The following is an 11,577-nucleotide window of genomic DNA, read 5'->3' on the forward strand; positions in this document are numbered from 1 at the left end:
GATGGACACCGGCTGGACGCGGCAGCACCTGGTCGACCTCGCCGACGAGTCGCTGCTGGCGATGCGCCCGTGGGCAACACCCGGTCATGCGCGGTTCGACCTGCCCGGACCGGCCGGCCAGGCGGGTGCCGCCGCGGACGGGCTGGAGGCGTTCGCCCGGTCGTTCCTCGCGGCCGGTTTCCGGCTCGCGGCGGCCGAGTCCGATCCGCACGACCACGCCGGGTGGTACGCCCGCGGTGTGACCAGTGGTACCGACCCGGACTCGCCCGAGCGGTGGCCGTCGCTCGTCGACGTACCGCAGGCGCGCGTGGAGGCGGCGGCGCTGTCGATCGCGCTGCACGAGACACGGCGGTGGGTCTGGGACCGGCTGCCGTCCGGCGTCCAGGAGCGCGTGGTCGACTGGCTGGCCGGGTCGATCGGTGCGTGGTACCCGGAGAGCAACTGGCAGTGGTTCCACAACGTCACGCAGGCGTTCCTGCGGTCGGTCGGGGGACCGCACGACCCGGCGCGGACCGAGGAGTTCCTCACGTACCTCGACGGCTGCTACCTGGGCGACGGCTGGTACAGCGACGGCCGGCCGGACGGGCGCGGCGGGAACATCGACTGGTACGCCGGGTTCGTGATGCAGCTGTTCTCGGTGTGGTACTGCCGGATGTCTGCCGGCGAGCCGGGGATCGTCGAGCGTCAGGCGCTGTACGCCGAACGGCTCCGTGCGTACGTCGCGAGTGCCGCCGGGCTGTTCGGCGCCGACGGTGCGCCGCTCTACCAGGGCAGATCGTTGGTGTATCGGCACGCCGTGGTCGGGGCGCTCTGGACCGGCGCGGTCTTCGACGCGAACCCGCTCCCGCCCGGGCGGCTCCGTCGTACGTGCCTGGGAGCGATCAAGTACTTCGTCGAACATGGCGCGTACGGCAAGGACGGGCTGCTCAGCCTCGGATGGCTCGACCGCTTCGAGCCGATGCGGCAGCCGTACTCCGGTCCGGGTTCGCCGTACTGGTCAAGCCTCGGGTTCGCCGGCTTGGTGCTGCCGGCCACCCATCCGGTGTGGACCGAGCCGGAGCAACCCGCACCGCCGACCTCTGTCCACGCGATCCGCCCGATCGGCTGGCTGGTCTCGCGGACGTCCGACGACATCGTCCGGGTGATCAATCACGGCGTTGACCACAGCACTGCGACACCAGGCGCGGAGAGCCCGCTCTACAACAGATTCGCCTACTCCACCGCGACCGCACCGATCCCACTCCCCGACGGCTCAGCCGGCCATCCGGTAGACAACCAGGTCGCCGTCGTCGACACCAAGGGCCGCTGGTCACAACGCCCCCTGATCAACCTGATTGCCATCAACAACCACCGCGCGGAGAGTCAACACATCGCGCGCTTCGCGCGCGGGAAGGAAGAGTCGGAGCCGACCCCGGACGCGGCGTCCAACGTGCCCCCGGACGGGGTGTCCGAGCCGTCCCCGGACGCGGGGTCCAACCCTGCCCCGGACGGGGTGTCCGACACCGGCCCGGCCCCGGACGGGGTGTCCGACACCGGCCCGGCCCCGGACGCGCCCCCGGACGGGGTGTCCGAGGCGGGGTCGGATGCGGGTCCCGTGCTGGAGTGTGTGTCGGTGGTTCGTGGACCGGTCGAGGTCCGCGCAGTGCGCCTCGTGGGTGCCGCTCACCTCGAGAGTGGGTGCAAGGCCGTGGCCGTGGTGGTTTCTGGGTATGGGGTGCCGCGGAGGCCGGTTGATGGGGCTCGGGGGGATTTGGTTAGCAGGGTGGTGGCGCTCAGCCCGGGTGGGGTGACGGGAAGTGCTGTGCATGCGGTGGAAACGCCCTTCGGGGGTGAGCTCGAGGTGCCGTGGTGTCGGTTCGACGGGCCGGAAGTGGGGCGTTGGTATGTGGTCGGGTCGTATCTCGGTGTCGCCGCTCCGGACTGGCCGGTGGTCACGGTGTCCGGAGCTGGCCGCCCGAACGTGACCTGGCCGGACGGCCCGGTTGATGTCATCTGAGCGTGCCGCAAATCCTGTCCTAGTTTCGGTCAATCCAGCCGGTGGCGGGTGCCGGACAGCCGTCAATAACATCCGGAAAAGTTCGCTGGCCGAGAGGAGGAGTTCATGGCCATGACCGTGAAGCACAAGCTCGCGACCACAGGCAGCACGGCGGTCGCAGGGGAGTCGCCGCGGCGGTTCCAGCGGCTGCGCCGGGACCGGGTGCTGGTCGCGCTCGGGGTGCCGGGCGCGACGGCGCTGATCCTGTTCCAGTATCTTCCGCTGCTCGGCAACATCATCGCGTTCAAGGACTACCAGCCGTACCTGGGGATCACGGACGCGCCGTACGTCGGGTTCCAGAACTTCTCGTTCCTCTGGGACGGCAACCCGGACTTCCGGAACGCGTTGATCAACACGCTGATCCTCACCGTCGTCCAAGCCGTGCTCGTGTTCCCGATCCCGCTCGGGATCGCGCTGCTGCTGAACAGCCTGGCCGGTGAGCGGCTGAAGCGGCTGCTGCAGTCGGTGCTGTACCTGCCGCACTTCCTCAGCTGGGTGATCGTGGTCGCGATCTTCCAGCAGATGCTCGGGAACGCGGGCATGCTGAACACGTTCTTGATCCAGCACGACCTGCCGATGTTCCACATCATCGGCGTACCGGACCTGTTCAAGGTGCTGCTGACCACGCAGGTGATCTGGAAGGACGCCGGCTGGGGGACGATCATCTTCCTGGCCGCGCTCGCCCAGGTCGACCAGGAGCAGTACGAGGCGTCGGCGGTCGACGGCGCGAACGCGCGGCAGCGGCTGTGGCACATCACGCTGCCGTCGCTGCGCGGGATCTTCGTACTGCTGCTGATCCTGCGGCTCGGGGACAGCCTGTCCGTGGGCTTCGAGCAGATCATCCTGCAGCAGGGACCGGTCGGCGCGGACGCCAGCGAGGTGCTCGACACCTGGGTCTACAACAACGGCATCATCGGCGGCGACTGGGGGATGTCGACCGCGGCCGGGCTGGTGAAGAGCGTCGTCGGCGTCCTGCTGGTGATCGGTGCGAACAAGCTCGCCCATCTGTTCGGCGAACAGGGGGTGTACCAGAAATGAGTACCCGTCCGATCTGGATGGAGCGGCCCAACCCGGTCGTCCAGGCAACGAAATCGGTCGCGCTGGGGATCGCCGTACTGCTGGTCATCGTCCCGTTCTGGTCGATCGTCGCGACGTCGCTGGCGGATCAGAAGACGATCGACACGTCCGGCGGCGGCATGGTGCTGTGGCCGGGAGGTACGTCGTTCGGCGCGTACCGCGCGATCCTGTCCGGGGGAGTGGTGACGCGTGCTCTCACGATCTCGATCGGCATCACCGTGGTCGGCACGTTGTTGTCGCTGGCTGCCACCGCCGGACTGGCCTACTGGCTGTCGCGGCGTGGCGCGGCCGGTGCACGCCCGATGCTGATGGTGGTACTCGGAGCCGTCCTGTTCAGCCCGGGGCTCATCCCGAGCTACCTCGTGGTCAAGCAGCTCGGTCTGCTGGACTCGTGGTGGTCGCTGATCCTGCCGGTGGTGGTGAACGCCTTCAACGTGCTGGTGATGCGGGCGTTCTTCCAGCAGTTGCCGCAGGAGCTGTTCGAGTCGGCGGCAATCGACGGCGCGTCCAGCGCGACCACGCTGGTCCGGATCGTGCTGCCGCTGTCCAAGGCGGTACTGGCCGTCATGGGGTTGTTCTACGCGGTCGGCTATTGGAACGCGTTCTTCAATGCGCTGCTGTACATCCAGAGCACGGACAAGTGGCCGATGTCTCTGGTACTGCGCACCTTCGTCGTGAACCAGACGACGATCGGCGGTGACCAGGTCGGCGCCGGTGCCGAGGCGATGCCGCCGCAGCTCCCGCTGCAGATGGCGATCCTGGTCGTCGCGCTGGTACCGATCCTGGTCGTCTATCCCTTCCTGCAGAAGCACTTTGCCAAGGGAGTCATGATCGGCGCCGTCAAAGGTTGAGGCCTTTTTGGTCAGGTCAGTCAGGAGAAATGCAATGGTGTACAGATCAATCGGGCGCAGGTCCTTTCTGGTAGGTGCGGGAGGCGGCGCAGCCGCGCTCTTGGGCGTCTCCGGCTGCAGCTCCGGCGGTGGCAGCAGCCAGGCGAACTCGGTGGAGTCCAACACGAAGGTGACGCTTCCGGCGTACGCCGAGTACGGCGGGATCACGCCCGATCTTCCGGCGAGCGCCACCGGCGTCGACCCGGCGTTCCGGCACTTCCCGAAGGAACGTCCGAAGTCGGTACCGGACAAGCCGGGCAACGGCGAGACGGTCAGCGGGATGAGCAACATCTTCCTGCCCGTCCCACCCGGTGCCGGAGGCAACAGTTACTGGTCCGGCCTGAACGAGCGGCTCGGCGTGGACCTGAAGCTGCAGATGGTTCCGGCCGCCGACTACGAGCAGAAGTTCGCGACCACGATCGCCGGCAACGAGCTTCCCGACGTACTGCAGATGCGGCCGGTCGCGAACCTGCCCGCGCTGCTGGACAAGCGGTTCACCCGGCTCGACGAGCACCTCGCCGGCGACGCGATCAAGAAGTACCCGAACCTGGCGAACATCCCGACCCGGACCTGGAAGTCGGCGGTGTACAACGGCGGGATCTACGGCGTGCCGATCCCGCGTGGCGCGGTGCAGCTGTACAGCTTCATCCGGCAGGACCTGTTCGAGACGGCCGGGGTGTCGCCGGAGCCGAAGAGCTTCGCGGAGCTGACCGACGCCGCGAAGGCGCTGACCGACCCGAAGGCCAGGCGCTGGGCGTTCGGCGCCTGGAACCAGGTGCGGGACTACCTGCAGATGATGAACAAGGCGCCGAACGGCTGGCGTGAGGAGGGCGGGAAGCTCACCCACCAGTACGAGACACCGGAGTACAAGCAGGGCATCGCGGACCTCACCCAGCTGTGGAAGGCCGGCGTGATGCACCCGGACGCGTTCTCGGACCAGCTCCCGTTCAAGAACCTGTTCAACGCCGGCACGATCGCGATCAACGCGATCGACGGCTACCTCGGCTGGAACCAGTACATCCAGACCGCTGCCGGGAACCCGAAGTTCAAGCTCGGCCTGATGCCGGCGTACACCCGCGAGGGCGGCGAGCTCGCGCCGTGGTGGCAGGGCAGCGGCAACTACTCGATCACCGCGCTGAAGAAGCAGTCCGACCCGAAGAGGATCGAGCTGCTGCTGCGGGTGCTGAACTGGCTGGCCGCGCCGTTCGGCACCGAGGAGTACGTCTACCGGGTGTTCGGCAAGGAGGGCGTCGACCACACCGTCACCAAGGACGGCGACCCGACCCTCACCCAGACCGGCCAGACGAACACGGCCGTGCCGATCCGGTACCTCGCCGACGCGCCCGCGGTCGTGTACCAGCCCGGCCGGCCGCAGGACGCCGACGTCCAGCACGCGTACCAGACGAAGGTGCTCGCGAAGGCGGCGGTCAACCCGACGGTCGGGTTGTTCTCGAACACCAGCGCGACCAAGAACGCCGTACTGGACAAGGCGATCAGCGACGGCGTGAAGGACATCGTCCAGGGACGCAAGCCGATGAGCACGCTCGACGACCTGGTGCGGACGTGGCGGAACACCGGCGGCGACGCGATGCGCAAGGAGTACGAGACGCAACTGCAGAGCCGCTAACGCGTGACGGCGCCGTCGGACGAGCTCACGGTGAGGCGTACCGGCTGCGGGCAGGCCGTGCCCGGGACGAGGACGACCTCGACGCCGGCGCCGGACGAGGTGAGCGCGATCACCGGTACGCCGGAGGCGGTCGCGGCCGTCGCGCAGGCGGTGCCGAGCTGCCGCTCGAGGTCTTTCCGGCCGGCGTCCGTCAACGTCAACGTAGCCGCGACCGCGCGCTGCTGAACTGCGTCCTGCTGACGATCCGCCGGGTTGGCCGCCCACGCGAACGCGACGAAGCCGAACGCGGCCGCGACCGAGAACAGGATGACGATCGCGGTCGTGACGCGGTACCGCCGCCGGGTCCGGAGATACTTGTCGACCCGCGCCACCCGCTGCAGCGCATTGCGGTACTCCTGCAGCCGCGACTCCACGACAACCCGTTGTGCGTTCAGCGTCGCGGCCCCGGCGCGGGTCTGCTCGTCGGGCGTGGTCGCGAGTTTCAGCTCCGCGTCGTACGCCGCGTCCTTCAGCCGGTGGTACTCGATCCGCACCGACTCGAACGCCGTCTTCAGGTTCTGGAGGGTGTCCTTGCCGCGGTGGAGGGTGCTGTCGCCCGCGACCTGCTTGCGGAGCGGACCGTTCAGGCCCCACCGCCGGTCGTTCTTGGCGAGCTTGGTCAGGCGCGCGAAGTCCGTGTTGATCGGTGCTTGTGTGTAGTACAGCAGGCCGATCGCGATCAGGATCGCCGCGACCGCAGCCGTGACGCCGATCAGGGCGGCGAGCAGCCGGCTGTGGTCGGCGGTCCACGAGAGCTTGCCGATGCTGGAGAGCTGACTCCCCGCGATCATCGCGGCGGCGACCGCCGCGAGCGCCCCGATCAGCCAGTTGACCGCCGTCCGCATCTGGTTCAGCGCGTCGGCATGCACGTCCCCGCGATCGACACTCGCACTCTCCGCAGGCTTCGCGGGAACCTCTGGCTCGGCGGCGGGCCTCGCGGCAGGTGCGAGTCGTGCTCCGAGCGCCTGCAGTCCGGAGCCGAGCCTGCTCCGGAGCTTCAGGACCAGCGGTGTCACGACGATCCTTTGGCTTCTCCCGTGTACTCGGACCGCAGCGTCCCCTGCACGTAGACCCGGATCGTGATCTCGTTGGCCTCGGCAAGCGACCCCAGGTCCTCGTCCGCGACCTCGGAGCCCTCCGGCACCTGGAGGTCGATCCGCAGCGCGTCCTGGTGCACGGCCAGCAACCTGCCGAGCCGCAGCCTCGTCAGCCCGCCGCGGACCGTGATGTTCTCACCCTCGTCGCCGGCGTCCGTCGGCCCGAAGATCCGGTAGGCGAAGATCTCGTCGTCATCGCCGTCGTTGTCGTTCATCTGCCCCCCCACGCCAGAGCGGCGAGTCCGTCCCCCTCAAGAGTTGCCCCGGCGTCACACCCTGTCAACAGCTACTTGAGACCCGCCAGCCGGACGCCGTTGACGATGTACCGCTGGAAGATCAGCACGAGGACGATCGTGGGCAGTGCCGCCAGCGTCGAGCCCGCCATCAGCATGCCCCAGTCGTTGCCGCGCGACGAGCGGAACGTCGCGAGGTACTGCATGATCTGGGTGAGATCCGGGTTCGACACCACGAGCACCGGCCAGACGTACGAGTTCCAGTACGCGAGGAACGAGCCGATGCCGACCACGACGTACGGGCCGAGGGACTGCGGGACGAAGATCTGCACGAAGATCTGCCAGCGGGTGGCGCCGTCGATCAGCGCCGCCTCCTCCACCGCGGCCGGCATGTTCAGGTAGAACTGGCGAAGGAAGAACATCTGCGCGCTCGACGCGACACCGGGCACGATCAGTACCGCGAGCGTGTCCAGCATCCCGAGCTTGCTCACCACCACGAACGACGTGAGCAGGATCGCCATCGCCGGGATGAACATCGGCGTGATGCAGACGATCCACCACAGCCGCTTGCCGGCGAACTCGAGCCGGGCGAACGCGTAGGCCGCCGTCGAGTTCACGACCAGGCTGGCGATCGTGAAGATGACGGCGCCGAGGAAGGTGATCCCCATTGCCCGGACGAACGCCGGGTCGGCGAGGATCAGCCGGTAGTTCTCCACCCGCCACACGTCGGGGAAGAACTGGAACGGGCTGCGCAGTACCTCGGTCTGGCTCTTGAAGCCGGACATCGCCATCCATGCGAGCGGGAAGAGCGCGGTGACGGCGATGCCGGCCACCAGCAGGTACGACAGCAGCCTGCGTGGGGCGTACCACGAGCGGTTCATCGGAAAGGTCCTTTCGGTGACGCCTCAGGCGTCCGACGACTTCTCGGAGCTGACGACCCGGAAGATGATGATCGAGATGGTGCCGATGACGATGAAGAGCAGCAGCGCCGCCGTCAGCGAGTAGCTCGTCGCGTACGGCGTACCGTCGCGGAAGCTGTTGAAGATGTACAGGTTCGGCGTGTTCGTGGCGTCGACCGGACCGCCGTTCGTCATCACCAGCGGCAGCTGGAACTCCTGGATCGTCAGCGTCAGCCCGGTGACCAGCAGGAACAGGATGACGTTGCGCAGCGACGGGATCGTGATGTACCGGGTGCGCTGCCAGAAGTTCGCGCCGTCCAGCCGGGCCGACTCGAAGTAGCTCTCCGGGATGTCGAGGATGCCGGCCAGCATGATCAGCGTGGAGACGCCGAAGCCGAGCCAGACCGCCGGGATCGCGACCGCCGGCAGCGCGGTGGCCGCGGTGTTCAGCCACGCGACCGCGCCGTGCCCGAACAGCCCGATGAACCAGTTCGCGAAGCCTTCGTCCTGGTAGATGAAGACGAAGATGATCGCGGCGACGACGCTGGAGACGACCGCCGGTACGTAGACCGTGGTCTTCATGAACGCCGCCAGCCGCTTCGACAGCGTCGCGATGAAGCTGGCGAGCAGCAGCGCGAGGACGAGGATCGCCGGGACGACCATCAGCGCGAGCTTGAGACCGACCCACAGCGACGCGTAGAAGTCCGGGTCGGTCAGCACGTACTGGTAGAAGTCGAACCCGACGAACTTCGCGTCCTTGTAGAAGCTCATCTCGAAGAAGCTCAGGTAGAACGCGTACACGAGCGGCCAGATCACGAAGATGCCGAGCAGGATCACCATCGGCGCGATCATCAGGTACGCGGTCCGGTGCGCACGCAGGTGCCGCGGCACCTGGTCGGCGATCCTGCGGTCGCGGCGGCGGGGCCGGCGCGACGGGCCGGTCACCTGGGTGACCTGGCCCGCCGGCTGGGTGGAGGTATCGAGCATGCTTCCGGTCAGCCCTTCGGTGCGGTGCCCTTGAGGTGCTGCTGCTTGATCACGCGATCGATCGCGTCACTGGCCTTCTGGGTCGCCGACGGGATGTCGGACTTGCCCTTCATCACGGACTCGATCGCGGTCGCGAACGCCAGCGAGATGTCGAACGGGTACGCCGGCTCCGCCTTGCCGTGGGCAACGACCTGCTCGGAGATGATCTTCATGAACGGGTCCGACGTCGCCGCCGGGTCACTGGCCAGCGCCTTGTCCACCGACGTCCGGACGGTGTACTTCGAGAAGCCGCTCTGCCGGAAGAAGTCGGCCATCACGGCCGGGTCGCCGGCCAGCAGGTAGTCGATGAACTTCGCGGCCGCTTCCTTCTTCTTGGACTTGCCGTCGACCGTGAGCGTCCAGCCGCCGAGCGTCGCGGTCGGCTTGCTCGCGTCGCCGTCGACCGACGGGAACGGCGCCACCGCGGTGTTCTTGATCATCGCCGGGAAGCTCTGCTTGAGCTGGCCGACCGCCCAGGAGCCGTCCGCCATCATCGCCACCTGGCCCTGGCCGTACGGCGACGCGTCGGCGTACCCGACCTTCGGCTGCTGCGGCATCCAGCCCTTCTGGAACAGGGTCTGGTACAGCTGGAAGAGCTTCGTGTAGCAGCCGTCCTTCGCGTTCGCGGCGGACCAGTCGTCGTTGATCGGCAGGTGGCCGCACGCGTTGTACTGCAGGCCCCAGCTCGACCAGCCGATGTCCGGCGCGACCGAGGCCATCGTCATGCCCTTGACGTTGCCCTTGGTCAGCTTCTGCGCCCAGGTGAGCAGCTCGTCCCAGGTCTTCGGCGGCGTGTTCGGGTCCAGCCCGGCGGCCTTGACCAGGTCCTTGCGGTAGTAGAGCACGGTCGACGGCTCGACCAGCATCGGGTACGCGTAGTGCTTGCCGCCGACCTTGACGAAGTCGGCGACGTTCGGCTTGATGTCGTCCCACACCTTGTCCGGGAGCAGCCCGTCGAGTTCGGCGAACTGACCGTTCGCGACGCCGGCCGGGATGCCGCCGTAGTTCGTGGTCGCGACGTCGGGCTGGGTGCCGGCCGCCTGCGCGGCCTTCAGCTTCTGCGTCCAGGTGTCACCGGGAACCACCTGGTACTTGACCTTGACCGCGGTCTGCGACGCGTTGAACTTGTCGACGTACGTCTTGAACCACTTCTGCTGGTACGGCTCGAACTGCTGCTGCCAGAAGGTGATCTCGGTCGTGCCGCCCTTACCTCCGGAGCCACCCGAGTTGTCGGACGAGCCGCAGCCGGCCAGGGCGAGGGTCGCGGCCACTGCTGATGCGACGAGGATCCTGAGTCTCCGGTGACGCATGTTCTTGCTCCTTGTGATCTGTGATAGGTGGTGCCGGGTGCCGGTCACTTCGACTGCTTCACGAGGTCGGCGCGGTACCAGAACACGTTGTAGGGACCCCACTGGGAGATCGAGAAGTAGATCGTCCGGCCGCCGTTCGCGACATACCTTGGATGCAGGTACGGCGAGTAGACGCTGGGCAGATCCTCCTGTGTGACAAGGGGCTTCGGGTCGCCCCACGGGCCCCAGGGCGTGATGCCCTCGCGGATCGTGGACCCGGCGCCGCCGCCGTCGGTCGCGGTCATGATCCAGCGCCCGAGGTACTCGCTCCACATCACCGACAGTTCGCCGACGGTGCCGTCCACGATCCGGGTCGCGGCCGCCGGGTCCTTGCCCCAGCTCGGCTTGCCGTCGTGGACGCCGGTGAAGTACTCGTACGCCTTCTGGTGCTCGACGTCCGCCGCGGCCACCCGCATCAGCGCGACGCCGCCGAACCGGCCGTGCGTGACACCCCAGAAGTAGAGCGTTCCGTCGAGGTTCGTGACGCTGACCTGGACGAAGTTGCTGTTGCCGTCCCAGCGCGGGGCGTCGAGGACCGTCCAGTTCTGGCCGTGGTCGGTCGACCTGGCGAGGCCGGCGTAGTTGGTCTCCCACTCGCCCGGGTCGCCCCAGTGCCGGACCGACATGAACGCGAGGTACATCGCGCCGTTCGCCGCGAAGCCGTACGTCGGGATGATCGTCATCTCGTCGTTGTCGACCTTCTTGCCCGGGATCAGCTCCTTCGCCCACCCGGTGTCGTCGGTGACGTAGCCGCCGAACGTGATCCCGTCCGCGGGGTTGGTGTCGGTGGTCCAGGCCATCGTGTTCGACCGCCACTCGGTGCCCCCGCCGCCGGTGTGGCCGGCCTCGCGCTGCCCGAACGTGTCGCCGAACACGAACCAGGTCCGGCCGTCGGCGTCGAACATCGACCCGAGGTCCTGCCCGACGACCTCGACCGATCCGGTGTGGTTGAGCGAGTCGTGACCGGTCAGCTGCGCTACCTTCGTCAGGTTGTCGATCCCGCTGAGCAGGAACGGCGCCTGCTGGTCGCCGCTGAGCCGCGGATCAGGTGTGGAAGGCGTGCCGCCGCAGGCAGCGGTGCTCGACAGTGCCAGCCATGCCAGCCCCGCGACGACACCTGCCCTGCCCACGCTGTTCATGCGGGGGAGTGTGGCAGAAATCGATTTCCCGCACAATGGGTCAAGGAGCGATGCGGAGGCAACGATCTGGGCACGACGGGTCGCGTCCCGCGGGGTGGCTGCGGAGCGGGTTCGGAGGCTGACGTGGCGTGTACGGTGCAGCTGTGTACGGACCAGGTGAGGTGGC

At 67.8% G+C, this 11,577-nt stretch carries 10 protein-coding genes; 4 read left to right on the forward strand and 6 right to left on the reverse strand.

Annotated elements, in window-relative coordinates:
* The first annotated feature begins 1 nt into the window (after position 1).
* The 4 genes from ACXJJ3_RS38165 (at position 2) to ACXJJ3_RS38180 (ending at position 5,629) form a co-directional block, all read left to right on the forward strand.
* Positions 2 to 1,996 (forward strand): DUF2264 domain-containing protein, encoded by a 1,995-nt coding sequence (locus ACXJJ3_RS38165; RefSeq protein WP_458166821.1) that lies wholly within the window; start codon positions 2 to 4, stop codon positions 1,994 to 1,996.
* 105 nt (positions 1,997 to 2,101) lie between these two features.
* Positions 2,102 to 3,073, forward strand: coding sequence for an ABC transporter permease (locus ACXJJ3_RS38170; protein ID WP_458166822.1), 972 nt, complete (start codon positions 2,102 to 2,104; stop codon positions 3,071 to 3,073).
* On the forward strand, positions 3,070 to 3,963 hold the full coding sequence (locus ACXJJ3_RS38175; protein ID WP_458166823.1) for a carbohydrate ABC transporter permease: 894 nt from the start codon (positions 3,070 to 3,072) through the stop codon (positions 3,961 to 3,963). Before ACXJJ3_RS38170 ends, ACXJJ3_RS38175 begins: the two co-directional genes overlap by 4 nt.
* Before the next feature lie 151 nt (positions 3,964 to 4,114).
* Positions 4,115 to 5,629, forward strand: a complete 1,515-nt coding sequence (locus ACXJJ3_RS38180; RefSeq protein ID WP_458166824.1) for an extracellular solute-binding protein — start codon at positions 4,115 to 4,117, stop codon at positions 5,627 to 5,629.
* On the opposite strand, the gene ACXJJ3_RS38185 is transcribed toward ACXJJ3_RS38180, so the two are convergent.
* The 6 genes from ACXJJ3_RS38185 to ACXJJ3_RS38210 all read right to left on the reverse strand — a co-directional run bounded on the left by ACXJJ3_RS38185 (position 5,626) and on the right by ACXJJ3_RS38210 (position 11,411).
* Positions 5,626 to 6,684 (reverse strand): hypothetical protein, encoded by a 1,059-nt coding sequence (locus tag ACXJJ3_RS38185; RefSeq protein ID WP_458166826.1) that lies wholly within the window; start codon positions 6,682 to 6,684, stop codon positions 5,626 to 5,628. The two genes, ACXJJ3_RS38180 and ACXJJ3_RS38185, sit on opposite strands and share 4 nt — an antisense overlap.
* Positions 6,681 to 6,980 carry a hypothetical protein gene (locus ACXJJ3_RS38190; protein ID WP_458166827.1) on the reverse strand — a complete coding sequence of 100 codons (300 nt, stop codon included), beginning with the start codon at positions 6,978 to 6,980 and terminating at the stop codon, positions 6,681 to 6,683. The genes ACXJJ3_RS38185 and ACXJJ3_RS38190 overlap by 4 nt, the downstream gene beginning before the upstream one ends.
* A gap of 71 nt (positions 6,981 to 7,051) precedes the next feature.
* Complete coding sequence (locus ACXJJ3_RS38195) at positions 7,052 to 7,879, reverse strand: carbohydrate ABC transporter permease (RefSeq protein WP_458166828.1); 828 nt, start codon at positions 7,877 to 7,879, stop codon at positions 7,052 to 7,054.
* Positions 7,880 to 7,903: 24 nt separating this feature from the next.
* A complete protein-coding gene (locus ACXJJ3_RS38200) occupies positions 7,904 to 8,884 on the reverse strand; it encodes a carbohydrate ABC transporter permease (RefSeq protein ID WP_458166829.1) in 981 nt (326 codons plus the stop codon).
* Between the two features lie 8 nt (positions 8,885 to 8,892).
* Positions 8,893 to 10,233, reverse strand: a complete 1,341-nt coding sequence (locus tag ACXJJ3_RS38205; protein ID WP_458166830.1) for an ABC transporter substrate-binding protein — start codon at positions 10,231 to 10,233, stop codon at positions 8,893 to 8,895.
* Between the two features lie 44 nt (positions 10,234 to 10,277).
* A complete protein-coding gene (locus ACXJJ3_RS38210; protein WP_458166831.1) occupies positions 10,278 to 11,411 on the reverse strand; it encodes a DUF4185 domain-containing protein in 1,134 nt (377 codons plus the stop codon).
* Between the last annotated feature and the right edge of the window lie 166 nt (positions 11,412 to 11,577).

It is taken from the genome of Kribbella sp. WER1, from assembly GCF_054189145.1.